Annotated in this window: 19 protein-coding genes; 11 read left to right on the forward strand and 8 right to left on the reverse strand. The window is 60.9% G+C overall.

Annotation, left to right across the window (positions count from 1 at the left end):
- Positions 1-18 precede the first annotated feature (18 nt).
- From ACN9MZ_RS07510 to ACN9MZ_RS07535, 6 genes are all read left to right on the forward strand, one after another.
- A complete protein-coding gene (locus ACN9MZ_RS07510) occupies positions 19-1,437 on the forward strand; it encodes an adenosine deaminase family protein (protein WP_426341576.1) in 1,419 nt (472 codons plus the stop codon).
- A gap of 425 nt (positions 1,438-1,862) precedes the next feature.
- Positions 1,863-5,303 (forward strand): TonB-dependent receptor domain-containing protein, encoded by a 3,441-nt coding sequence (locus ACN9MZ_RS07515; RefSeq protein ID WP_426341577.1) that lies wholly within the window; start codon positions 1,863-1,865, stop codon positions 5,301-5,303.
- 123 nt (positions 5,304-5,426) lie between these two features.
- Positions 5,427-7,085 (forward strand): bifunctional metallophosphatase/5'-nucleotidase, encoded by a 1,659-nt coding sequence (locus tag ACN9MZ_RS07520; protein WP_426341578.1) that lies wholly within the window; start codon positions 5,427-5,429, stop codon positions 7,083-7,085.
- A gap of 13 nt (positions 7,086-7,098) precedes the next feature.
- Positions 7,099-8,355 (forward strand): phospholipase D-like domain-containing protein, encoded by a 1,257-nt coding sequence (locus tag ACN9MZ_RS07525; RefSeq protein WP_426341579.1) that lies wholly within the window; start codon positions 7,099-7,101, stop codon positions 8,353-8,355.
- A complete protein-coding gene (locus ACN9MZ_RS07530; protein ID WP_426341580.1) occupies positions 8,352-9,377 on the forward strand; it encodes a S1/P1 nuclease in 1,026 nt (341 codons plus the stop codon). The genes ACN9MZ_RS07525 and ACN9MZ_RS07530 overlap by 4 nt, the downstream gene beginning before the upstream one ends.
- Before the next feature lie 11 nt (positions 9,378-9,388).
- Entirely contained in the window at positions 9,389-10,585 is a 1,197-nt protein-coding gene (locus ACN9MZ_RS07535) for an MFS transporter (protein WP_426341581.1), read from the forward strand.
- Here the strand turns inward: ACN9MZ_RS07535 and ACN9MZ_RS07540 are convergent.
- On the reverse strand, positions 10,575-10,844 hold the full coding sequence (locus tag ACN9MZ_RS07540; protein ID WP_426341582.1) for a hypothetical protein: 270 nt from the start codon (positions 10,842-10,844) through the stop codon (positions 10,575-10,577). The genes ACN9MZ_RS07535 and ACN9MZ_RS07540 overlap by 11 nt on opposite strands.
- Entirely contained in the window at positions 10,841-11,470 is a 630-nt protein-coding gene (locus tag ACN9MZ_RS07545; RefSeq protein WP_426341583.1) for a hypothetical protein, read from the reverse strand. The genes ACN9MZ_RS07540 and ACN9MZ_RS07545 overlap by 4 nt, the downstream gene beginning before the upstream one ends.
- 144 nt (positions 11,471-11,614) lie before the next feature.
- Here ACN9MZ_RS07545 and ACN9MZ_RS07550 point away from each other — a divergent pair, with 144 nt between their 5' ends.
- The gene (locus tag ACN9MZ_RS07550; RefSeq protein ID WP_426341584.1) at positions 11,615-12,175 is read left to right on the forward strand and encodes a hypothetical protein; all 561 of its coding nucleotides are present in this window, start codon (positions 11,615-11,617) and stop codon (positions 12,173-12,175) included.
- Here the strand turns inward: ACN9MZ_RS07550 and ACN9MZ_RS07555 are convergent.
- The 4 genes from ACN9MZ_RS07555 to ACN9MZ_RS07570 form a co-directional block, all read right to left on the reverse strand.
- Entirely contained in the window at positions 12,162-13,133 is a 972-nt protein-coding gene (locus ACN9MZ_RS07555; protein ID WP_426341585.1) for an ABC transporter permease, read from the reverse strand. The genes ACN9MZ_RS07550 and ACN9MZ_RS07555 overlap by 14 nt on opposite strands.
- A 4-nt stretch (positions 13,134-13,137) precedes the next feature.
- The gene (locus ACN9MZ_RS07560; RefSeq protein WP_426341586.1) at positions 13,138-14,220 is read right to left on the reverse strand and encodes an ABC transporter permease; all 1,083 of its coding nucleotides are present in this window, start codon (positions 14,218-14,220) and stop codon (positions 13,138-13,140) included.
- A 2-nt stretch (positions 14,221-14,222) separates the two neighbouring features.
- Positions 14,223-15,752 (reverse strand): ABC transporter ATP-binding protein, encoded by a 1,530-nt coding sequence (locus tag ACN9MZ_RS07565; RefSeq protein WP_426341587.1) that lies wholly within the window; start codon positions 15,750-15,752, stop codon positions 14,223-14,225.
- Positions 15,753-15,833: 81 nt separating this feature from the next.
- Entirely contained in the window at positions 15,834-16,832 is a 999-nt protein-coding gene (locus ACN9MZ_RS07570) for a BMP family lipoprotein (RefSeq protein WP_426341588.1), read from the reverse strand.
- 392 nt (positions 16,833-17,224) lie between these two features.
- Between ACN9MZ_RS07570 and ACN9MZ_RS07575 the strand changes: the two genes are divergently transcribed.
- The 4 genes from ACN9MZ_RS07575 (at position 17,225) to pcp (ending at position 21,868) form a co-directional block, all read left to right on the forward strand.
- Positions 17,225-19,504 carry a TonB-dependent receptor gene (locus ACN9MZ_RS07575; protein WP_426341589.1) on the forward strand — a complete coding sequence of 760 codons (2,280 nt, stop codon included), beginning with the start codon at positions 17,225-17,227 and terminating at the stop codon, positions 19,502-19,504.
- Positions 19,505-19,584: 80 nt separating this feature from the next.
- Positions 19,585-20,280, forward strand: coding sequence for a DUF969 domain-containing protein (locus ACN9MZ_RS07580; protein WP_426341590.1), 696 nt, complete (start codon positions 19,585-19,587; stop codon positions 20,278-20,280).
- Positions 20,277-21,227, forward strand: coding sequence for a DUF979 domain-containing protein (locus ACN9MZ_RS07585; protein WP_426341591.1), 951 nt, complete (start codon positions 20,277-20,279; stop codon positions 21,225-21,227). Before ACN9MZ_RS07580 ends, ACN9MZ_RS07585 begins: the two co-directional genes overlap by 4 nt.
- Positions 21,224-21,868, forward strand: coding sequence for a pyroglutamyl-peptidase I (gene pcp, locus ACN9MZ_RS07590; protein WP_426341592.1), 645 nt, complete (start codon positions 21,224-21,226; stop codon positions 21,866-21,868). Before ACN9MZ_RS07585 ends, pcp begins: the two co-directional genes overlap by 4 nt.
- Before the next feature lie 101 nt (positions 21,869-21,969).
- Here the strand turns inward: pcp and ACN9MZ_RS07595 are convergent, their stop codons facing one another.
- Both ACN9MZ_RS07595 and ACN9MZ_RS07600 read right to left on the reverse strand, forming a co-directional pair.
- A complete protein-coding gene (locus tag ACN9MZ_RS07595; RefSeq protein WP_426341593.1) occupies positions 21,970-22,881 on the reverse strand; it encodes a LysR family transcriptional regulator in 912 nt (303 codons plus the stop codon).
- Positions 22,866-23,792, reverse strand: a complete 927-nt coding sequence (locus ACN9MZ_RS07600) for a pseudouridine-5'-phosphate glycosidase (RefSeq protein WP_426341594.1) — start codon at positions 23,790-23,792, stop codon at positions 22,866-22,868. Before ACN9MZ_RS07600 ends, ACN9MZ_RS07595 begins: the two co-directional genes overlap by 16 nt.
- Between the last annotated feature and the right edge of the window lies 1 nt (position 23,793).

The following is a 23,793-nucleotide window of genomic DNA, read 5'->3' on the forward strand; positions in this document are numbered from 1 at the left end:
CCACGCCTAGGAAAGAATATGCATAAGCCATTCAGCAGCCTCCTGATTGCCGCCGCGGTATCCGCCGCCTTTGCCGCGCCGACGGCCGGTGCGGCATCGAACGCCGACATCACCGCGCGCCATTTCGCCTCGCTGGTCTCCGGCCCGGCGCCGAAGACGGCGGAACTGGCCATGTTCTTCAACAATATGCCGAAAGGCGGCGACCTGCATCACCATTACTCCGGCTCCATCTACGCCGAGCAGTACCTGGAATGGGTCGACAAGCTTGGCTACTGCGTCGACAAGACCAGCTGGACCGTGCAGGCCGACAAGGCCGCGGACCGCAAAAACTGCGCGACTGTGGCCCAACTCGAGCAGGACCCGGTAGCTTACCGCGCCCTTCTGCACAAGTGGTCCACCATGGACTTCTACAACCACAGCGAAGACCAGCTGGCGCCGGACCTGGCTTTCTTTACCACCTTCCCGCGCTTTAACGACGTGGCCTCGACCAATGGCAATGACGGCCAGAAGCGCCTGAAAGAGCGCGCGATTGCAGAAAACGTGGGCTATATCGAAACCGTGTTCGAAATCGCCCCCATCACCTTCGACGCCGAATTCGACGGCAAGCTGAGCGATGAAGCCGCTTTCGCCGCCTACCTGGCCAAGCTGGAAGCCAGCCCGGCCTTTAACAAGGGCATCGCCGACTACAGTGCCTACGTCGACAGCAGCAGCGCCGGTATCGACGACGAAAACTTCACCATGCGCTACCAGCCTTTCGTGCTGCGCTTCCTGTCGCCGTCGATCGTGTTCTCGCAAATGGCGGCCGGCTTCAAGATCGCTAGCCAGAACCCGAAAGTGGTGTCGGTGAACATTGTCGGCGCTGAGCATTACCCGGTCTCGATGCGCGACTATCACCTGCACATGCGCATGTATAAATTCCTGAGCGCCAAATACCCAGACGTGAAGCTGTCGCTGCACGCTGGCGAGCTGGCCCTGGGGCAGGTGCCGCCGGAAGGCCTGAAGTTCCACATCGCCGAAGCGATCGAGATCGCCGGCGCCCGCCGCATCGGCCACGGCATGGATATTGCCCACGAGCGCCAGCCGCTGGCCCTGCTGAAGAAGATGCGCGAGAAGAATATTCCGGTGGAAGTGAACCTGACTTCCAACGAATTCATCCTCGGTGTGAAAGGGGAGGCGCATCCGGTTAACATTTACCGCAAGTACGGCGTGCCGTTCGTTCTGTCGAGTGATGATACCGGCGTCAGCCGCAACACCCTGTCGAACGAATACCTGTTGTTTGCCAGCCGCTACAAGACCAGCTACGCCGAGGTCAAAAAGCTGTCATATGACAGCATTCGCTTTGGTTTCCTGTCCGACGCCGATAAACAACGGCTGCTGAAACAACTCGACGGCCGGTTCGCCAAGTTCGAAGCTGACGTCGCTACTTCGCTGAAGTAAGCCCCTCTTTAGCCGCACTTGTGGCCCTTTCGCCACAAGTGCGCGCCTCCCTGACGCCGCCCGCAACCTTATAAAATTCTCCAGAGGCGTGCATTTCTTTATAATTCCGCCTTAACAGCCCCGGTAATTGCAGAAAAGCGTATAACGAACAGCAATTTATTTTCCCTACGTATAAATACGGAAGGGAAAATGAATTTGTGTTCGAACGCAGCTTTCAGGCATAGTTGACGGAAAGATACGTCTACTGCAACTTGGGAAGTCCCGGTCGTCGCACAAATGTCACATAGCTGTCGCACCCTTGTCACCAACGGTGCCTAAAATCGCTGGGCGGCTACTATTTTTGCAACATTAGTAAAAAGCGCAAATGCGGCAAGCAGCATGTTGCCGACATTTACCAATATTTTGTTCTCTTTTGGGGTATATCAATGATGAATCATAAACGGCTCCGGCTGACGCAGATCGCGTTAAGCCTGTCTCTCGTGTTTGCCGCTCCGGCATTCGCGCAGAACACGACTTCCGCCATCGGTGGTCGTATTTCGGGCTCCGATGGTAAGCCGACTGCCGGCGCCACCGTGCACGTGCTGCACGTGGAATCCGGTTCGGTCAGCACCGTGACCACGGATGCCGAGGGCCGTTACGTTGCCCGCGGCCTGCGCGCCGGCGGCCCGTACACCATCACCATCACCAAGAACGGCGTTTCCGAAAAGCGTGACAACGTCTTCGTGGAAGTTGCTGAAACCGCTGCCGTGGACGCCACCATCGGCCAGGCCATGCAGACCGTGACCATCGCCGGCTCTTCCGCCGCGCGCAGCGAGAAATTCTCCAAGACCAATATGGGTTCCGGCTCCAGCATTTCTGCCGCCGAACTGGCAATCCAAGGTTCGATCCAGCGCAACCTGCAAGACTACGCCCGTATGGACCCGCGCGTCTCGCAGACCGACAAAGAGCGCGGCGAACTGTCCATCGCTGGCCAGAACTCGCGTTACAACTCCATGACCATCGACGGCGTGGCCGTAAACGACACTTTCGGCCTGGAAGCCAACGGTTCCCCGATGTCCAAGCAACCGATTTCGATCGAAGCGATCCAGTCGGTGCAGGTGAACGTAGCCAACTACGACGTGACCCAGAAGGGCTATACCGGCGGCAACATCAACGCCGTGACCAAGTCCGGCACCAACAAGGTTCATGGCTCGCTGTACTACGTGTTCCAGAACGACAAGATGATCGGTGACCGCTTCAACCCGTCCACCGGCCTCTACACTAATCCAGTCAAGCAGAAGAACACCACCAAGGGCGCTACCGTCGGTGCGCCTCTGATCAAAGACAAGCTGTTCATCTTCGCTAACTACGAGAAGAAAGAATCGCCATCGGTCAGCACCCCTCCTTCCGGCCCGATCGGCTCCTCCCTGAACAACGTCGGTATTACCTCGGGCCAAGTACAGACTGCGCTTGACACTGCAAAACAAGTCTACGGTATCGATGGCGGCGCCATTGGTTCCGGCGGCGGCGTGCTGCTTGATGTGACCGACAAGCTGGTCAAGTTCGACTGGAACATCAACGATGATCACCGTGCAATGGTGCGCTGGTCGAAGACCGAAGAATCCAACCCGGTGTTCCCAGGTTCGAGCAACAGCAATATGTCGCTCAGCAGCTACTGGTACACCCAGGTGAAATCGCTGGAAACCAAAGTTGCCCAACTGACTTCGGACTGGACCTCGAACTTCTCGACCGAGCTGAAATTCTCGGACCGTGATTACAACTCGGTCCCAACGGTTGCCTCCCAACTGCCATCGATCACCCTGAACTACGGTGGTCCACTGCCAGCTGGCGCCGGTTCGGGCGTGAGCACCAACGAGCGTGGCCTGTTCATGGGTACCGAAGCCAGCCGCCAGCGCAACGTGCTGAGCACCCGCACCAAAGACGTGTATGCTGGTGCCAACTGGACGCTGGGCGATCACGAACTGAAATTCGGTGGCGACCTGAACAGCAACAAGGTGACCAACGCCTTCTTGCAGAATGTGAACGGCACTTACAACTTCGGTTGCATCAAGGGTATCGCATACCAATCGCTGGGCGGCAAAGTGCTGGCCTGCGATCCTAAAGTCGAAACCAATGCCGAGTTCGAAGCGGCCATGCTGGAAAACTTCCGCAACGGCCGCCCAACCCTGTACCGCGTGCAAATTGCGCAGCCGGGCCACACCCTGGACGATGCGATCGCTGCCTTCACCGCCAAGGACTACGGCCTGTTCGTGCAGGACACCTGGTCGATCAACAAAGACCTGACCATTACCGCTGGCGTGCGCATTGACCAAACCACCATCAACGAGCGCCCAACCGCGAACGCCGCACTGGCTGCCGCGCCAGGCCCGATCGTGGCCGGTCGCGCCACCGGTGGCTTCGGCTTGGATAACACCACTACCTTCGATGGCCAGAAACTCTGGCAGCCGCGCTTCGGCTTCAACTACAAGCTGCCCGGCGTGAGCGATCGTCCTACCCAAGTACGTGGCGGTTTCGGCCTGTTCCAGGGTTCCGCGATGGGCGTCTGGATGGGTAACCCATTCCAGAACAACGGTGTCGCAACCCGTACTTTGAGCTGCACCAGCTCGAGCAGCCCAGCTTGCCCGACCGGTATCTTCTCGGCCGATCCGACCAAGCAAGTGACCACGTTGCCGGGCGCTGTACCGGCCCAGGCTGTAGACTTGCTGTCCCCAGGCTTGAAGCAGCCGTCCGTATGGAAAGCCAACCTGGCCTTCGATACCGAACTGCCATGGTACGGCCTGATCCTGACCGCTGAAGTACTGGACATCCGCGCCAAGACCGCCGCTTACTACCGCGACGAAAACCTGGGCGCGCCGACTCGTATCGGCGCTGACGGCCGCGAAATGTACTGGACCGCGCAAGGCTTCAATACCAACTGCTTCGTGGCCTCCACCGGTGCCACCACCACCAGCGGCGCTGGTTGCGCTGGCCTGCGCAACCGCGCTGGCAGCAATGCCGGCTTCACGACTGTGTACAACGCCGTCAACACCAAACAGGGTTACAGCAAGCTGGCAACCCTGAGCCTCAGCCGTCCGCTGACTGGTGGCTTCGGCTGGTCGATGTCGTATACTTACACTGACGCGAAAGAAGTGTCGCCGCTGACCGCGTCGACTTCCGGAACCAACTGGATGGCACGTGCGAACTTCAACCCGAACGAAGAAGTATTGGCCAATTCAAGCTACCTGGTGAAGGATCGTGTCAACGCCATGGTTAACTTCCGTAAGGCGTTCTTCGGCAACTACCGCACCAGCGTCGGCCTGTTCTACGAAGGCCGTACCGGCAAGCCATTCAGCTGGACCTTCAACAACGACATGAACGGCGATAGTGTCATTGGCAACGACCTGATGTACATCCCATCTAGGCCATACTCGGGTGAGGTAATCTTCAAGGGCGATACCGCGACCAACCACGCTAACGAAGACAAGTTCTGGGATATCGTGAACAGCAGCCGTGCGCTGCGTAACGCAAAGGGTCATACCACCCAGCGTAACGATTCTTTCGCCCCATGGACCAACAGCTTCGACCTGCGCCTGTCGCAAGAATTGCCAAGCTTCTTCGCTGGCCACAAAGCCAGCTTCACCTTCGACATCTTCAACGTGGGCAACCTGTTGAACAAGAAGTGGGGTCGTGTGTATGACGTTTCCTACCAAGGCAGCAGCACCGCCTTCCTGGGCGGCGCGAATGCACGTAGCTTCGTAGACTATGCAGGTGTCGATGCAAACGGCAAGTACATTTACTCCGTGCGCGACCTGGAAAACTACTCCCTGAAGACCGACCGCAACATTTCGCAGTGGGCTCTGCAGGCTACCCTGAAGTACGAGTTCTAAACTGATTGCATGAAGCAAAAACGGGCCGCAAGGCCCGTTTTTTTTGTGCGTAACATATCGTTTCCCGGCGTATGCCGGAGAGAGCTGCACCTGTACAATCTCCTTTTATCCAAAGAGATTCCAATGAAGTCATTCCTGCGCCCATTGGCCCTGGCTGGCCTGCTAGCTGGCTGCGCGACGCACCGTCCCGACAGCCAGGTTGAACTGACCCTGGTCGCCCTGAATGACCTGCACGGCCACCTGGAAGCGTCGCGCTTCGATGACGCCGTTAAGGCCGGCGGCATCGATGCGGTGGCCGCCACGGTACAGGCCTGGCGCAAGGAAGATCCGGACCTGGCGGTGGTCGGTGCCGGCGACATGATTGGCGCCAGCCCGGCGATGTCGGCCATGTTCGCCGACGAGCCGACTATCCAGGCCCTGAACCTGCTCGGCATGCGCGCCACTTCGGTCGGCAACCATGAATTCGACGCCGGCCGCGTGGAGCTGCTGCGCCAGGCCAAGGGCGGCTGCGCAAATTCGCCGCGCCCCGAGAAAGCCTGCAAGTTCAACCCATCCTGGGACGGCGCCAGGTTCAGCTACCTGGCCGCCAACGTGATCGACACCCGCACCAGCCAGACCTTGCTGCCGGCCTACCGCATCGATGAGGTGAAAGGCGTGAAGGTTGCCTTCATCGGCACCGTGCTGAAAGACACGCCGGAGCTGGTGGCCGCTGGCGGCGTCGGCGGCCTGCAATTCATCGATGAGGCGCAGGCGGTCAATCGCCTGCTGCCGGAACTGCGCGCGCAAGGTGCGACGGTCTTTGTGGTGCTGATCCACCAGGGCGGCCATTCCAAGGCTCGCTACGACCAGCAATACTGCAGCGACCTCGATGGCGACATTGCCGACGTAGTCAAGCGCCTCGACCCTGCCATACGGCTGGTGGTGAGCGGTCATTCGCACACTGGCTACCTGTGCCGGGTGGACGGCAAGCTGGTGACGCAGGCTGAAAAATTCGGCCATATGTTGTCGCGCATCTCGCTGGTGGTGGACCGCCAGACCGGCGCCGTGGTCGACGCCAGTGCACGCAATATCGTGGTGGAGCCGGGTAAATATGCCGGCATGCCGGAAGTGGATGCGCTGCTCGCTTCGGTGCGCGCACGCAGCAGCGATGAGCTGAACAAGCCCGTGGCGAAAATCGCCGTGCCTTCGATCAGCAAGCAGTTGATGCCGAATGCCGACGAATCGCCGCTGGGCCAGGTGGTTGCGGACGCCATCCTCGCGTCGGCCCGCAAATGGGGCGCGCAGATTGCATTCACCAATACCGGCGGCATCCGCACCACGCTCGAAGCCGGTGGCGACAAGGTGGTGAGCGTGGCGCAAACCCAGGTTGTGCTGCCGTTCGGGAATGAGATCGTGGTGATGAACCTGACTGGCGCGCAAATCCTGGCGCTGCTGGAAGGGCAATGGAACGGTAGCGAGGCCGACAAACGGGGCTTGCTGCAGGTTTCGGAAGGCTTCACCTATTCCTGGGATACCCGCAAGCCGAAAGGCCAGCGCATCGTGCGCGACAGCGTCAAGCTGAATGGCGCGGCGATCGATGAAGGCGCCAGCTACCGCGTGGCGGTATATAACTTCCTGGCCGAAGGCAACGACGGCTTCGTGACTTTCCGCCAGGGCAGCAACCAGGCGGCGACCGGCGTGCGCGATGTCGATTCGCTGCGCGGCTACCTGGTGCGCCTGGAGCAGGATAACAAGCCAGCCGGCACTTACGCTGCCGTTCCGCGTATCATTCGCATCAAGTAAGGAAAGGAAGGCTATGCGCCGCTATCTTCTCGCAGCCGCACTGGCTGCATGCTTCAACTGCGCCCACGCGGCTTTCCAGATCCCCGGCTTTGAACTGGTGCAGACCGCGCCGGTTGAAACCACGCTGAAGAGCGACGACCTGCGCGGTCCGGCCGAAGTCTGGACCGAGTTGTTCGACAACGCGAAATCGGAAATCTGCATCGGCCAATTCTACATCGCAAGCGCGCCGGGGGCGCCGTTCGAGAAGGTGATCGAGCGCCTGGAAGCGGCTGGCAAGCGCGGCGTGAAAATCCGCTTCCTGATCGACAAGAAGGGCGTGACGGGCCTATCGGACAAGGCGACCGTGGAACGCGTGCGCGCCATCCCGAACCTCGAGATGCGCGTGCTGGACGTCAGCCAGCTCACCGGCAACGGCATTATCCATGCCAAATACCTGACCGTGGACCGCAAGCAGGCCTTCATCGGCAGCCAGAATTTCGACTGGCGCGCGTTCACGCACATCCACGAAACCGGCTTGCGCATCAGCGATGCCCGGATCGTCGGCCAGGTGCAGGCGATCTTCGAGCAGGACTGGGCCGCGCAAGCGGCGCTGGCCGCCGGCAAGACGGTCGCGCCGCTGCAGGCCAAGGCCCCCATCCTGGCCAGCGCGCCTGCGGCCGCCGCGCTGGCGTCGGCGCTGCCAGCCGAGGAGAATTTCCTGATCGCGAGCCCGGGCGGCTTCAACCCGGCCGGCGTACCCGATTCGGAAGTGGTCCTGCCGGCGTTGCTGGCCGATGCAAAACAGGAAATCCGCGTTTCGATGCTGGACTACGCACCGTTGAGCTATGGCCCGAACGGCACACGCCCGTTTTACGCCGTAGTCGACAACGCCCTGCGCGCCGCCGCCACGCGCGGGGTCAAGGTCAAGCTGCTGGTGTCCAACTGGAACCTCGAGGCGCCGGCCATCCAGCACTTGAAATCGCTGGCCATGCTGCCGAACGTGGAAGTGCGCATCGTAACGATCCCGAAAGCGTCCACCGGATTCATTCCATTCGCCCGCGTATGGCATAGCAAGACCCTGGTCATCGACGGCAAGCTGGCATGGGTCGGCACCAGCAACTGGGCCGGCGGCTACTTCGACCTGTCGCGCAATATGGAAGTGGTGATGCGCAACGAAGCCATGGCCCGGCGCCTGTATGCGCTGCAGGAGCAGGCCTGGAGCTCGCAGTATGCCGAGCCGCTGGACGTCAACAAGAACTACCCGAAACCGAACAAAGGCAAAGAAGAATGAAGAAACTCGCATTGATCGCCGCGCTGTCCGGCGCCGTCCTGTCCACCAACGCCATGGCCTGGGGTAACGCCGGCCACCGCATCGTGGGTGCGATTGCCGACAACCTGATCAAAGGCTCCAACGCGGAGAAGCAGGTCAAGGCCCTGCTGCAGCCGGGCGAAGACCTGGAAAAGATCGCCAACTGGGCCGACTGCGTGAAGGGCACTTTCTGCGGCCCGCAGACGCAGGAAATGAACGACTACGTGGCGGCGCATCCGAAGCACAGCGAGTACCACTACACCGACGTACCGTTCCAGCTGAACGAATACCACCTGCACGGCGCTGGCACGTCTGAACATGACGTGGTGCAGGTACTGCAGCAATGCATCGCCACCTTGCAGGGCAAGGGCGACGGCAAGTTCACGTCGCGCCAGGCGCTGCTGATCCTGACTCACCTGGCCGGCGATATCCACCAGCCGCTGCACGTTGGCGCGGCCTTCGTCGACAAGGAAGGCAAGTTCGTGGTGCCGAAGTCCGACAAGGAAATCGACTCCCTGAACATCTTCGATTCACGCGGCGGCAACAACCTGCAGATGGATGAAGCGGCGCTGGCCGCGGCCAGCGCCAAGAGCGGCATCCCCGCTGGCGACGAGGCTCCATCCAAGTACCCGACCAAGCCGTTCCACTCCTACTGGGACACTACGGTAGTCGACTACGCCATGCGCCGCAGCAGCATGCGCACTGTGGACAAGTTCAGCCAATGGGCGATCGACGGCAAACCGGTCGTCACGCTGCCGAAGGGCGAGGCGATCACCTGGCCCGCGCAATGGGCCAACGATTCGCTGGTGGCCGCCAAGCAGGCTTACGCCGACGTCAAAGTCGGCGTGGCCAGCAAGCAAACCAGCCGCAACGGCGAGAGCTACACCGTGTGGGCGATGACCGTGCCGGACAGCTATCCCGTACCATCTTCCGCCCTCGCGCGTGAGCAGTTGATCAAGGGCGGCTACAACCTGGCCGGCCTGCTGCAAAAGATCTGGCCATAAAGTCGTAGACGATGGCCTCCCAGCTCCCACCCAATATCCGGCTTCCTGCCAGTATCTGGGTGCTGGGGCTGGTGAGCATGCTGATGGACATTTCATCGGAAATGATCCACAGCCTGCTTCCCCTGTTCATGGTCGGAACGCTGGGCGCCAGCGGCCTGGCAGTGGGCATCCTGGAAGGCCTGGCGGAAGCCACAGCGCTGTGCGTTAAAATATTTTCTGGCGCGTTGAGCGACTACCTCGGCAAGCGCAAACTGCTGGTCGCTTGCGGCTACGGGCTGGCCGCCCTATCGAAGCCCTTGTTTGCCATTGCAGGCTCGATGCCGATGGTTGCCACGGCCCGCCTGCTGGACCGGATGGGAAAGGGCATTCGCGGCGCGCCGCGCGACGCCATGCTTGCCGACCTTGCGCCTCAGTCCATGCGCGGAGCGGCATTTGGTTTGCGCCAAGCCCTGGACACCGTGGGCGCCTGTGCCGGTCCCTTGCTGGCATCGGGCTTGATGGTGTTGTGGGCGAATGATTTCAGAAAAGTGTTCTGGATCGCGGCGATTCCAGCTTCGCTTTCCGTGTTGCTGCTGTTCGTGGGGGTACGTGAACCGGGTGCAAAGCATGACCGGGAGCGCGTCAATCCCTTGCGCCGCGACCAGTTGCGCCAGTTGGACCGGCAATTCTGGTGGCTGGCGGCCCTCGGGGTATTGTTCATGCTGGCCCGCTTCAGCGAAGCGTTCCTGGTCTTGCGCGCACAGGAGCGCGGCATGGCCCTGCAGCAGGTCCCGCTGGTGATGGGGGCGATGAGTTTCGTCTACGCGCTGAGCGCGTATCCGTTCGGTCAATTGTCGGACCGACTGAGCGGCTCGCGACTGCTTGCAATCGGGCTGCTGGTATTGGTTGCCGCCGATGCCGTGCTGGCGACGGCCAAAGGCTGGCCGGCTGTAATCGCCGGCGTATTGCTGTGGGGGCTGCACATGGGCATGACGCAAGGATTGCTGTCGGCGATGGTTGCCAATGCTGCGCCGGCGCATTTGCGGGGTACGGCTTTCGGCCTGTTCAACCTGGCCAGCGGTGCGGCATTGCTGGCGTCGAGTGCGCTCGCAGGCTGGCTGTGGGATTGCTTTGGCCCTGCTGTCACTTTCGGCGCAGGCGCGGTGTTTGCCTTGCTGGCGCTTGCGGTGCTGCCCTTCGTGCCGCACCGCGCCCAGCCTATGGCTTGAACCACAATTCGCTGCGCTGGAGCGGGGTTTCCGGCGGCAGTGCCGGGTTTGGCAGCTCAATGATGCGCCGCGATGCGATCCGGGCCCGCTCCACCAGCGGGCCTTTGTGTTTGTTGAACAGCGCTATGAGCGAGCCGTCTTTAACCATCATCTCCATGCCGGTCCTGATCCGCTCAGCGAGCCTGTCGCCTTCCGCATTGCGCCGGACGAAGAAGTAGCGGGGCAGGGGGTAACGCAGCATCAGGGTGGGTTCGATCACGATGTCCGAATGCTCCTTGCGGATCGCGTCGTATTCGTTCGGCGCCTCGTCCAGCGCACGCGGGAAAAAATCGAAACGTCCCGCCTCCAGCATGCCAAACAGGCTGCCGGGGCGGGAGATTCCACCACGACGATGCCGGCCGCCGACAGCACGGCCGAATCGATCCAGCCCTGGCCTTGGCCGGCGCTGAGGTGCCGCAAGCCTTCCAGCGTGCGGATCGTCGCAAAGCGCGGCAAGTCGGTTTTGCGCACCAACAGCAAGCGCATGCCCATCAAGCCCCGGTCGATCGGGATGCGCACCGGCTGGAACTGCGTTTCCAGGTCGCGCTGGGTGGCGCGGGCAATGATGTTGATGGAACCGTTGCTGCGGCCCAGCTCCTGGAGCATGCGCGGCACGGATACCGGCTCATTCGATGGCGCCAGGGTAAAGGGACCATATTTTCCGGAGGTCTTCTCCAGGGCGGCGCGCAAGACGAGCCAGTCGAAACCCTTGCTGGTGTCGAGTATGGAGAAATAGCGGGGATATACCACCTGCATTGGCGGAATGTCCCGCGCGCGTGCCGGCAATCCCAGTGAGCAAATTGCCGCAGGCAATAACTTGAGCAAGAGCCAGGTGCGCCGGTTCATCAGAGACTCCTTCGTCTATGCAATATAGACCTCCGGGACGCCCGGCACAACAGTGATCCGTGTTGCGCACGGCATACCGGCTGGGCTCGCTCCATGCCAGCCTGCTGCTAGCATCAAAGCTCGGTTTTCACGAGGGAGGGCATCATGGCACGCAAACTTGGTTTGGCGCTGGCTCTTGCTTGCGCCGCTGGCAGCGCTTGGGCTGACGAATGGCGATTCAGTTACACGGGTTTTAACGAGAATGGGGTGTTCCAGCAAGACGCGCGCGTGGATGGCGGCTTTCGCGGCACGGACCTGGATCTCGATGGCGTCATTTCCCTGGCGGAGCTGACCTCGTTGTCTATCGCGGGGCGCGATTACCTGGATGGATGCCTGAGCCTGAGCGACCCGTATTTCCGCTGTGAGATTGGGGCATTCAGTTATAAGTTGACGGGGCAATTGACGATCGATGCCAATTGGTGGGGCAATGACGAAGCGTTCTCCGGCTGGGGCGCGGGCTTTCGCACAGGAGACCAATACTCGCAATGGAGCTACGGATGGGAAGACTGGAGCCGTACCTGGTACTGGAGCAGCCAGACTGTTTTCAACATCACGCCAGCCCCGATTCCGGAACCTGCGGCGGGACTGATGCTGCTGGCGGGATTGGCGACCCTGGCCGGCCTGGGCCGGCGCAGGGTAGAGGAAGGTGCGCTTAGCGCGACTTGACAAACGGTACGCCGATGGCTTTCGGCGCCACCGACTTGGCCATCAGGCCGGCCAGCACAATCACGGTGACAACGTAAGGCACCATCTGGATCAGTGCGCCCGGAATGCGGCCGATCACCGGCAGGTCCACGCCTTCGAGCTGGATCTGCACTGCGCCGAAGAAGCCGAACATCAGGCAGCCGAGGAAGGTGTACACCGGACGCCAGTTGCCGAACACCATGGCGGTCAGCGCCAGGTAGCCGGCACCGGCCGACATGTCGCGCAGGAAGAAGCCCGATTGCACGATGGCCAGGTAGGCGCCCGAGAAGGAGCACAGTATGCCGGCGATCAGCATGGCGGCGTAACGGGTGCGTTCAACGGACACGCCGGCCGCGTCGGCTGCGTGCGGGTTCTCGCCGCAAGCGCGCAGGCGCAGGCCGAAGCGCGAGTGATACAGGAACCAGTGCACCAGCGGCACCAGGATGAAGGCCAGGTAGACCAGCACGGAATGGCCGCCAATCAGCTTGGTGTAGAACCAGCCGAGGAAAGGCACGTCAGCCACGGCGGCGCTGCCCGGCAGCACCACGTCGAACAGGCGCGCGTCGCCCAGGTCAGGGGTGCGGCCGCCTTGCTGGAAGAAATATTGCGCGACCACGAAGGTCAGGCCGCTCATGGCGATATTGATTGCGATGCCGCCCACCAGCTGGTTGCCCTTCTGGGTGACGGCGACAAAGCCTTGCAGCATGGCCAGCACGACGGATACACCCATGCCGGCGAGGATGCCAAGCCATGGGCTGCGTGTTGTGAAAGCCACGGCAGCCGATACGAAGGCAGAGGCCAGGATTTTGCCTTCCAGCCCGATGTCGATCACGCCGGAGCGTTCCGCAAACAGGCCGGCCATGGCGGCGAAAATCAGCACCGGCGCATTGCGCACGGTGGAGACGAGAATGGAGCCCAGGTGGAGATCTTCGAAAGTCATGGTCTTAACCTTTGCGTGCTTTGAGCAGCTTGATGATAGCCGGGGCGTACAGGTATTCCATCGCACCGCAGAACAGGATGATCAGGCCTTGGATGAAAATGAAGGTTTCGGTCGGAATGTTCGGTTTTTCCAGCGACAGGTCGAAGCCGCCCTGGGTCAAGGCGCCAAACAGGATGGACGACAGGAGGATGCCTACCGGGTGCTGGCGGCCCATCAGGGCAATAGCGATGCCGACGAAGCCCGCGCCGCCAACAAAGTTAAGCGACAGGTAGTGGGTCGAGCCCATGATGGAGTTGACTGCGCCCAGTCCGGCCAGCGCGCCCGAGATCAGCATGACGAGGATGATCATGGCGCTGATCTTGACGCCGGCGTAATGGGCCGCATGCTGGTTCAGGCCCAGCGCGCGGATCTTGTAGCCCCAGGCCGAGCGCCACATGACAACGCCGTAGATGACCAGCGCGATAATGGCGAAGAAGAAGCCGATGTTGAGCGGGGTCTCGCCCAGGATCGGGAACCAGGCATTCAGGCGCGGCATTTCGGCAGCGGCCGAGAACACGCGCGAGGCGGTATTCTGCTCGCCAGCCGGGATCAGGTACTTGACGATGATGAAGTTCATCAGCGAGGCGCAGATGAAGTTGAACATGATCGTGGTCACGACGATGTGTGAGCCGCGCTTGGCTTGCAGGTAGCCGGGAATGAAAGCCCACAGTGCGCCGAACAGGGCGGCGCCGACGATTCCTGCCGGGATCAGCAGGTACCATGGCAGGGATGCGTCAAAGGCCAGCATGGCGAGCGTTACGCCAAGGCCGCCAAAATACATCTGGCCTTCGGCGCCGATGTTGAACAGGCCGGCCTGCATGGCGATCGACACGGCCAGGCCGGTGAACACCAGGGTGGAGGCGTAAAACAGCGTGTAGCTCAGCCCTTCCGGATTGACAATGGCGCTGTTGATCAGGATCTGCATCGACTCCAGCGGATCTTCGCCCATCAGGTGGATCGCAAGCGCGGCCACCAGCATGGCGGACAGCAGGTTCAGGATGGGCAGGACAAAGCCGGTTGCCCAGCGTGGCATATCGTTCGTGGTCATGATCAGTGCTTATGCATGCCACCCATCAGCAAGCCGATGCGGGTGGTGTCGAATTCGTCGATTTTCAGTTCGCCGGTGATTTTGCCGCCGCACATCACGAGGATGCGGTCGGCCAGGGCGCGTACTTCTTCCAGTTCCACCGATACCAGCAGGATCGCCACGCCCTGGTCGCGCAGGGCCAGCAGCTGGGTGTGGATGGATTCGATGGTGCCGATGTCCACGCCGCGCGTTGGCTGGCCGACCAGCATCAGCTTCGGCTTGGCCAGCACTTCGCGCGCGATCACCACCTTCTGCTGGTTACCGCCGGACAGCAGGCCAATGCGCAGGTCCGGATTGGCCGGGCGCACGTCGAACTCTTTCATCAGGCCGGCGCAGCGTCGTGCGATGCCTTTGAAGTCGATCAGGCCCCATTTGTTCTTGACCTTGTCCTGGTAGCCGAAGAAGGTGTTCTGCATGACCGAGAAAGCCTTGATCACGCCGTCGCGCAGGCGGTCTTCCGGCACGTGGCCGATGCCCAGTTCGCGGAATTTGGTCGGCAAGCCGTCGGCATCGCCGCGTTTCGGGAAGGGCAGGGCCTTGCCTTCGAAGTCCACTTCGCCGGAGGTTGGCAGCTTCATGCCGGAAAGGATTTCCATCAGCTCGGACTGCCCGTTGCCGGACACGCCGGCAATCGCCACGATCTCGCCTGCGCGCAAGGTGAAGTTAATGTCCTGCAGCAGCTTGACGCCATTGTCGTCGGACAGCTGCAGGTTCTTTACTTCCAGCACGGCCTTGCCGGGCTTGTATTCACCGCGCGGCAGGTTGTTCTCGATCGGACGGCCGACCATCATCTGGGCCAGTTCTTCCTTGGTGGTGTCGGCTGTCTGCACCGCACCCACTACACGGCCGCCGCGCATCACGGTGACGGTGTCGGTAATGTCCTTGATCTCTTGCAGCTTGTGGGTGATCAGGATGATGGTCTTGCCCTGTTCCTTGAACAGCTTCAGGATTTCGAACAGCGATTCGGTTTCCTGGGCGGTCAGCACGGCGGTCGGCTCGTCCAGGATCAGGATGTTGGCCGAGCGGTAGATCTGCTTCAGGATCTCGACGCGCTGCTGGGCGCCCACCGACAGGTCGTGGATGGTGGCCAGAGGATCGACGTCCAGGCGATAGCGGTCGCAGATCTCGCGCAGTTTCTTTTCAACGGTGGCGCGGTGCTCGCGCAGGCGGAAGCCGCCTTCGCTGCCCAGCATCACGTTATCGAGCACGGTCATGTTCTCGACCAGCATGAAGTGCTGGTGCACCATGCCGATGCCGAGGCGGATCGCTTCGTGCGAATTGTGGATGTGCTGCACCTTACCGTCCAGCAGGATTTCACCGCCATCTGCGCGGTAATAGCCGTAAAGGATGCTCATCAAGGTCGACTTGCCGGCGCCGTTCTCGCCCACCAGGCCATGGATGGCCCCTTTGGCGATGGAGAAACTGACGTCCGTATTCGCCTTCACCGCTCCAAAGTGCTTGGAAATATTGCGGAATTCTACTGCTGGCGTCATAAGGATTTTCGGGTCTTATTTACTGAAAAACGCGCCGGACGGGCATTCCCGTCGGCGCGTTCTCTTTATTGGAACTGCTGGTTAGGCCGGGCAAGCGGCGTTGGTGGTGCGGATGTCGATGACCTTCACTTTGCCATCGATGATGTCCTTGCGCGCGCCCATGACTTTCTTCTCGATCTCAGGCGTGATCACCTTGCGGTTATTCTCGTCCAGCGCCCAATCCACGCCGCCCTCCTTCAGGCCCTTGGCGGTCACGCCGGCCTTCCAGGTGCCGTTCTTCATCTGCATGAAGGAATCGTACACGGCGTTATCCACGCGCTTGACCATGGAGGTCAGCACGGAGCCCGGATACAGGTGGTTCTGATTCGAGTCGACGCCGATCGACAGCTTGCCTTTTTCCTTGGCAGTCTGCAGGGTGCCCATGCCGGAACCGCCGGCCACAGCGAACACCACGTCCACGCCGCGGTCAAACTGGGCACGCGCCAGTTCGCCGCCCTTGGCAGGGTCGTTCCAGGCGGCGGAGGTGGTGCCGACCATATTCGAAATCACTTCAACCTTCTTGTCGACCGATTTGGCGCCCTGGGCGTAGCCGCAGGCGAAGGTGCGGATCAGCGGAATGTCGATGCCGCCGATGAAGCCCAGTTTCTTGGTCTTGGATGCCATGGCGCCGGCTACGCCGACCAGGTAAGAACCTTCTTCTTCCTTGAACGTCACGGAATTGACGTTATTGCCCTGTGCAACGCCGTCGATCAGGACGAAACGGACTTTCGGGAATTCCTTGGCGACTTTTTGCACCGCCTGGGTCTGGGCGAAGCCGATCGAAGCGATCAGGTCCAGGTTTTTGCGGGCCAGGCCGCGCAGAACCTGCTCAGCCTGGGTATCGCTGCTGGCTTGCACTTCGATGAACTTGATGCCGGTTTCTTTCTGGAAGCGCGAAGCGCCTTCGAAAGCGGACTGGTTGAACGACTTGTCGAACTTGCCGCCAGCGTCGTACACGATGCCCAGCTTCGGATCAGCCGCGTTTGCGCTGGCTGCTACCGCAACTGCGGCGATCATCATGCTAAGTTGTTTGATTTTCATGTAAGGGCTCCGTCGAAGATCGTTATTGTATATTTTTATGGAGTGCCTAGTTCCGCTTTTTCGCGCCAGCCCACGCCACGGCACCTTGTAGCTTGCCAACAACGCACAAATGCAAATTTTGTACATGTACCCTTGATTAAATCTTGGGCACGTAATCAAACTGCAATCACTTGTTCGTGCAGTCGAATCCGCTTCTCACGGCATGGATTCGTGCGTCACTACTATGCAGCAGGCGCTATATGTATGGCAAATACGTTTTTGCTTACTTATTTATATGCAAGTCAACTAAATAAAGGGTTTCTCGTAAGTAAGAGAGGGTATTTCCTTTCGTGTTAGCATTTGCGCCATTGCAACATTACCTTACTTTTCTTTTAAAGATTGGAACATCGGGTATGGATAAACGCCTCAAGCACTCCCTGATCGCCCTGGCCGTGGCCAGCGCGTTTCCCCTTCATGGCGCGATTGCGCAAGAAGCTATGACCACCACCGAAGAAGTGAAGAAGCCGGGCCAGCTGGAGACCGTGATCGTTACGGCACAGCGCCGCGCTGAAAACATCAAGGACGTGCCGATGGCGATCGCCACCCTGAAGGGCGAGAAGCTGGACGTGCTGACTTCCGGCGGCCAGGACATCCGTTTCCTGAACGGCCGTTCGCCATCCGTATCCGTGGAGTCCGACTATGGTCGTACTTTCCCGCGTTTCTATATCCGCGGCCTGGGTAATACCGACTTCGACCTGAACGCTTCACAGCCGGTTGGCCTGGTGATGGACGACATCGTGCAGGAAAACCCGATGCTGAAGGGCTTCCCTGTGTTCGACGTGGACCAGGTGGAGGTGCTGCGCGGGCCGCAAGGCACCCTGTTCGGCCGTAACTCCCCGGCGGGCGTGATCAAGTTCGATTCCGCCAAGCCGGTGTTCCGCCAGGAAGGTTATGTCAACGTCGGCATCGGCAAGGACCGCGTGCGCAACTATGAGGGTGCATACAACTTCCCGATCAACGATGTGCTGGCCACCCGCATCTCGCTGCAATCGCAGCACCGCGGCAACCGCGTTCATAACGACCGCCCGGGCGCGCCGACCACCGATTTCGAAGGCTACAAGGATAACGCCGGCCGTATCCAGTTCCTGCTGAAGCCTAATAAAGACTTCAGCGCGCTGCTGAACGTCCATGCCCGCGACATGGACGGCAATGCCACCCTGTTCCGCGCCAATATCCTGAAGAAGGGCACCAATGAGCTGGTCGACAACTTCGACTACAAGTCCTACCCGACCGACGGCGGCAATGAACAGCACCTGAAGAACAAAGGCGCCAGCCTGCGACTGCGCTGGGATACCCCGGGCCTGACCTTCCATTCGATCACCGGCTACGAAACCCTGGACTTCTACAGCCGCGGCGACGTGGACGGCGGTTACGGCGCTTCCTTCCATCCCCCGATGGGGCCAGGCTTCATCCCATTCCCGGTCGAAACCGCCGACCTGATTCCAGACCACAAGCAGTGGTCGCAGGAATTCCGCGTTGAGTCCAATTACAAAGGCCCGCTGCAATGGATCGCCGGCGTGTTCTACTTCGACGAGCATATCCAGATCGATTCGATTTCCTTCGACTCCTTCACCGCCGGCAATCCGCAGAATGCGGCTTACGCGACGCAGCAGCAGGATGCCAAGTCGTACGCCGCCTTCGGTACCATCAATTACACCGTGTCGGATGCGTTCAAGCTGCGTGCCGGCGTGCGCTACACCAAGGACAAGAAGGACTTCGTCGCTACTCGCGTCGAGCCGCTGCTGCCACCTCCTAATGTAGCGACTAATTACCTGAACGACACCTCGAACAACGTGAGCTGGGACCTGAGCGGTACCTACACCTTGAACAAGGACACCAACCTTTTCGGCCGCGTCGCCACTGGCTACCGTGCGCCTTCCATGCAGGGCCGCCTGTTCGATCTGACATCCAAGCCATCGCAAGCAGATGCTGAAAAAGCGCTGTCCGTGGAATTCGGTGTCAAGCAGGACCTGTTTGACCGCCGCGCGCGCATGTCCGCCACCGTCTTCAACTACCGCGTGAAGGACAAGCAGCTCACCGCAGGCTCCGGTACCGTGAACATGAATCAGTTGATTAACGCTGACAAGGTCACTGGCCGCGGCGTGGAACTGGACCTGCAAGCCAACCTGAGCGATGCATGGGCCGTGACCTTCGGCACCAGCTACAACGACACCAAGATCAAGGATGCGGACCTGTTCGTCCAGTCCTGCGGCGGCGGTTGCACTCCGCTGGATCCACGTATCGAGTTCAAGGATGCCAACGGCAACGTGATTGGCAGCGCAGCCCTCATCAACGGCAACCCTCTGCCGCGCGCACCGAAGTGGCAGCACAACTTCACCCTGCGCTACAGCCAGCCGCTGGGCGATGGCGAGATCTACGCCTATACCGACTGGGCATACCGCACTTCGTACAACTTCTTCCTGTACGAAGCGACCGAGTACAAGGCCAAGGAACTGCTGGAAGGCGGCCTGCGCGTGGGTTATCGCTGGAACGACGGCAAGTATGAGCTGGCCGCCTACGGCCGCAACATCACCAACCGCATCCAGTCCCTGGGCGCGATCGACTTCAACAACCTGACCGGCATCGTCAACGAACCGCGCACCTACGGCGTGCAGTTCAAGGCGAACTTCTGATCGGAAGGTCGCCCTCGCAAAACGCGCACTTCGGTGCGCGTTTTCTTTTGTATCATGGGGCCTTCCTTGGGGGAGGAGAAATGCAAACTGCTGTCAATATGTGGCCGCTGCTTGGCGTGGCCGTGATCGTGCTTGGATTCCTGCTGCGGCTGCACCCGGTGCTGGTGGTTGTCGCGGCCTGTTTCACTACCGCCTTTGCTGCGTTCATGCCGGCCGAGGCGCTGCTTGCGTCGCTTGGTACTTCCTTCGTCAAGACGCGTAACCTGCCGATGATCTACCTGCTGCCACTGGCGGCAATCGGCTTGCTCGAACGCTTCGGTTTGCGCGAACATGCGCAGTCGGCAGTAGCGCGCATGCGGTCGGCGACGGCTGGGCGGCTGCTGATTGTTTATCTCGCGGTCCGTGAATTGTCCGCCGCAATGGGCCTGACCTCGCTGGGTGGCCATCCTAACATGGTGCGGCCGGTCGTTGCGCCGATGGCGGAAGGAGCGGCGCAGCTTCGCAACCCTGCGCTCAGCGACGAGCAGCGCCAGCGGGTTCGCGCCATGGCTGCTGCCACCGACAACATAGGCCTGTTCTTCGGCGAAGATATATTTGTCGCCTTCGGCGCCATCGTGCTCATGCAGACTGTGCTGCGTGCGGAAGGGATTGAAGTCGATCCATTGCATATGGCGCTGTGGGGTATTCCGACGGCGATCAGCGCCTTCATCATCCACGCCTGGCGTCTGCGCCGGCTGGACCGCTACCTGGCGCCAACAGCCGGCGGCACTGCATGATCATCCGCGTTGAATACTTCTATTTCCTGCTGGGCGTCATGCTGGCGCTGGTTGCGCTGATGTCCTTTCGCGACCGCACGAACCCGCGCCGCTGGACCACGGGCCTGTTCTGGACCCTTTATGCGACGGTCTATCTGGTTGGCGAGCGCTTGCCGCCGGCCATGGTGGGGCTGGCGATGATCGTGATGGCGTTGCTGGCTGGCTTCGGCGGCGTCAGGAGCGGCAAGCCGGACGCTTTGCCGGACGATGCGCGCCAGGCTAGCGCCGCGCGGCTTGGGCACAGGCTGTTCGTGCCTGCACTGGTGATCCCGGCCGTTACGATGGCAGGTTCCACGCTGCTCAAGGATGTGCGCATCGGCGAGTTGCTGATACTGGACCCGAAACACCTCACGCTGGTCAGCCTTGGCTGCGCGGCCGTGATCGCGGTCGGCGTGGCGTGCTGGCTGACGCGTTCCACGCCGCTGCAGGCCGGCCGTGAATCGCGCCGCCTGATCGATGCCATGAGCTGGATGATCGTGCTGCCGCATATGCTGGCGGTGCTTGGACTGTTGTTCAGTGAAGCGGGCGTGGGCAAGGCGGTGGCGCAGGTGACGACGACTTATATTGGCCTGGATTCGAAGCTGGTGGCCGTGGCGGTGTATTGTGTGGGCATGGCGTTGTTCACCATCGTGATGGGCAATGGTTTTGCCGCTTTCCCGGTCATGGCGGGCGGTGTCGGCGTGCCGGTATTGGTGGCGAAGTTTGGCTGCAATCCCGCGGTGATGGCGGCGATCGGCATGTTCAGCGCTTATTGCGGTACGCTGATGACGCCGATGGCGGCCAACTTCAATATCATCCCGACTGCGCTGCTGGACCTGGCCGACCGCAATGCCGTGATCAAGGCGCAGGTGCCGACGGCCTTGCCGCTGCTGGGCGCAAATATCATTCTGCTTTACTTCCTGTTATGAAAACTGTTCTGCTGACGGGCTTCGAGCCTTTTAATAAAGAGCCGATCAATCCGGCATGGGAAACCGTGCGGGCGCTGGATGGCTGGGGAGAGGGAGATTTCCGTGTCGTGGCGCGCCAGCTGCCTTGTGTGTTTGGCGAAGCGAATACGGCCATGGCGGCGCTGATCGATGAGTTGCATCCGGCGCTGGTGATTGCCGTCGGCCAGGCTGGCGGGCGCGTCGATCTTTCGGTGGAGCGGGTGGCGATCAATGTCGACGATGCGCCGATCAAGGACAACGCGGAGCGGCAGCTGGTGGATGAGCCGATTGTGCGGGGCGGGCCGGCGGCGTATTTTGCGACGCTGCCGATCAAGGCCATCGTTGCCGCCCTGCGTGCGGCGGGCTTGCCAGCGTCTGTGTCGCAGACTGCCGGCACCTTCGTTTGCAACCACGTGTTCTATGGATTGATGCACGCCGTGGCCGGCCGCAACGACGTGAAAGCTGGTTTTATCCACATTCCTTATTTGCCGGAACAGGCGGCGCGCCATCCTGGCGCGGCCAGCATGGCGCTGGAGCAGATGATTGAAGGAATTCGTGTTGCTATCCGTACCGCGCTTGCGACGGACTGCGATGCGGTTGCTGCTGGCGGTGCTACGCACTAAAACCGGTAAACCGGTGTCAGACCCAAGGGTCTGACACTGTCTGCGCGGCGGCAGACGGCCCTGAGACCGTAAAGGGGCCGACCTTTGGGGCGGACCCTGGTTTACCGGGTTTCAGCGGGAGGCGGCCGCAAGATGTTGAGGAAGGCACGCACAACCGGCGCGTCGTCCAGCGTGGTGTAGGTGATGTACAGGTTTGCCGAAGGCGGGTTGGTGCGAATTGGCAGGAACACCACGCCCGGCCAGCCGATACGTGCCGTGGTCTCCGGCATCAGCGTGACGCCCAGGCCCGCGCCGACCATGGCCAGCAAGGTTTGCGGCTCGTGCGCTTCCTGGAAAATCTCAGGCTGGAAGCCTGCATTGACGCAGCACTGGATCAGGTAGCGCGGAAACGCCGACTTGTCCAACGCCAGCGTCAGCATCGGATCGTCCGCGATATCGGACAATTCGATGGCGTCCATCTTCGCCAGGGGATGGTGCTCATTGACTGCCACGCAAACGTTCTCGCGGAAGCAGAGCTCCTGCTTGAGGTTGTCGCGCCGTAGTTCATCGTCGTCCAGTTTCGGCTCGCGCCAGAAGCCGACATCGATCTGCTTGGCACGCAAGGCGTCATACTGCACCGTCGGACCCGACTCGTGGATGGTCCAGGTCACTCGCGGGTACTTGCTTTGGAACTCTTCCAGCATGGAAGGAATCGGCCCCCACATCGCCGAGCCCACGATGCCTACGCGCAGCCGGCCCACTTCGCCGCGGTCGATCTGGCGCACGGTGTCGATGGTCATGCGCATTTTCGCCAGCAGGTCCGACGCTTCCTGCATCAGCGCCTTGCCGGCAACGGTCAGCTCGAAGGTACGCGTGGTGCGGGCGAACAGCTTCACGCCCAGCTCCGCTTCCAGCTTCATGATTTGCTGGGAAAGCGGCGGCTGGGAGATATGCAGGCGTTCGGCCGCGCGGCTGAAGCTTTTCTCTTCGGCGACCGCGAGGAAGTACTTTAGCTGTTTCAGGTCGATGGACATGGATGCTCCTGCAGCGCGCGTGCCAGGGCAGCGCCGACACGCGCGTTGTTTTTCACAAGTGCGATATTTGTCTTCAAGCTGCGGCCCTCGGTCAGGGCCTTGATGCGGGCCAGCAGGAAGGGGGTAACCTTCTTGCCGGTGACGCCATTCTCTTCCGCTTCCTGCAGGGCGCGCAGGGTGATGGCGTCAATTTCGTCTTTCGGCATGGCTTCTTCCACCGGCACCGGTGCCGAGACCACCACGCCGCCGTTCAGGCCCAGAGCCCACTTGGTCGTGATGAAGGATGCCTGTTCGGCGGCGGTGTCGAGCTGGAAGTCGGCATTGAAGCCGCTCTCGCGCGTAAAGAAGGCAGGGAAGCCTGGCTGGCCGACGGATACTACCGGCACGCCGTGCGTTTCCAGGTATTCCAGCGTCAGGCCGATGTCGAGGATGGACTTCACGCCCGCGCACACCACGGCGACATTGGTCTGCGCCAGTTCCTGCAGGTCAGCCGAAATGTCCATGCTGGTTTCGGCGCCGCGATGTACGCCGCCGATGCCGCCGGTAACGAAGACCTTGATGCCTGCCAGTTGCGCGCAGATCATGGTTGCCGCCACGGTGGTGGCGCCCAGCTTGCCTTGCGAGAGCACATAGGCCAGGTCGCGGCGCGAGACCTTGATCGCGTCCGGCGAGTTGCCCAGTTCTTCCAGTTGTTCTTCGGTCAGGCCGACGCAGATCTTGCCGCCAATGATGGCGATGGTGGCCGGCACGGCGCCCGCATCCCGGATGATCTGTTCCACTTCACGCGCGGTCTGCACGTTCTGCGGGTAAGGCATGCCATGCGAAATGATGGTCGATTCCAGTGCGACGATCGGCTTGCCGGTGGCGCGGGCGTTGGCAACTTCAGGGGAAAAGGACAGGAATTGGTGCATG

It is taken from the genome of Pseudoduganella sp. S-14 (genome assembly GCF_049913285.1).
In the GTDB taxonomy this organism is placed as follows: Bacteria; Pseudomonadota; Gammaproteobacteria; order Burkholderiales; family Burkholderiaceae_D; genus Rugamonas.

Bases quoted from the DNA above. Each gene is read 5' to 3' on its own strand.
- ACN9MZ_RS07510 (WP_426341576.1), top strand. From the start codon at position 19: ATGCATAAGCCATTCAGCAGCCTCCTGATTGCCGCCGCGGTATCCGCC.
- ACN9MZ_RS07585 (WP_426341591.1), top strand. From the start codon at position 20,277: ATGATCATCCGCGTTGAATACTTCTATTTCCTGCTGGGCGTCATGCTG.
- ACN9MZ_RS07600 (WP_426341594.1), bottom strand. From the start codon at position 23,792: ATGCACCAATTCCTGTCCTTTTCCCCTGAAGTTGCCAACGCCCGCGCC.
- ACN9MZ_RS07520 (WP_426341578.1), top strand. From the start codon at position 5,427: ATGAAGTCATTCCTGCGCCCATTGGCCCTGGCTGGCCTGCTAGCTGGC.
- ACN9MZ_RS07550 (WP_426341584.1), top strand. From the start codon at position 11,615: ATGGCACGCAAACTTGGTTTGGCGCTGGCTCTTGCTTGCGCCGCTGGC.
- ACN9MZ_RS07545 (WP_426341583.1), bottom strand. From the start codon at position 11,470: ATGAACCGGCGCACCTGGCTCTTGCTCAAGTTATTGCCTGCGGCAATT.
- ACN9MZ_RS07570 (WP_426341588.1), bottom strand. From the start codon at position 16,832: ATGAAAATCAAACAACTTAGCATGATGATCGCCGCAGTTGCGGTAGCA.
- ACN9MZ_RS07565 (WP_426341587.1), bottom strand. From the start codon at position 15,752: ATGACGCCAGCAGTAGAATTCCGCAATATTTCCAAGCACTTTGGAGCG.
- ACN9MZ_RS07525 (WP_426341579.1), top strand. From the start codon at position 7,099: ATGCGCCGCTATCTTCTCGCAGCCGCACTGGCTGCATGCTTCAACTGC.
- pcp (WP_426341592.1), top strand. From the start codon at position 21,224: ATGAAAACTGTTCTGCTGACGGGCTTCGAGCCTTTTAATAAAGAGCCG.
- ACN9MZ_RS07575 (WP_426341589.1), top strand. From the start codon at position 17,225: ATGGATAAACGCCTCAAGCACTCCCTGATCGCCCTGGCCGTGGCCAGC.
- ACN9MZ_RS07530 (WP_426341580.1), top strand. From the start codon at position 8,352: ATGAAGAAACTCGCATTGATCGCCGCGCTGTCCGGCGCCGTCCTGTCC.
- ACN9MZ_RS07535 (WP_426341581.1), top strand. From the start codon at position 9,389: ATGGCCTCCCAGCTCCCACCCAATATCCGGCTTCCTGCCAGTATCTGG.
- ACN9MZ_RS07560 (WP_426341586.1), bottom strand. From the start codon at position 14,220: ATGACCACGAACGATATGCCACGCTGGGCAACCGGCTTTGTCCTGCCC.
- ACN9MZ_RS07595 (WP_426341593.1), bottom strand. From the start codon at position 22,881: ATGTCCATCGACCTGAAACAGCTAAAGTACTTCCTCGCGGTCGCCGAA.
- ACN9MZ_RS07515 (WP_426341577.1), top strand. From the start codon at position 1,863: ATGATGAATCATAAACGGCTCCGGCTGACGCAGATCGCGTTAAGCCTG.
- ACN9MZ_RS07555 (WP_426341585.1), bottom strand. From the start codon at position 13,133: ATGACTTTCGAAGATCTCCACCTGGGCTCCATTCTCGTCTCCACCGTG.
- ACN9MZ_RS07580 (WP_426341590.1), top strand. From the start codon at position 19,585: ATGCAAACTGCTGTCAATATGTGGCCGCTGCTTGGCGTGGCCGTGATC.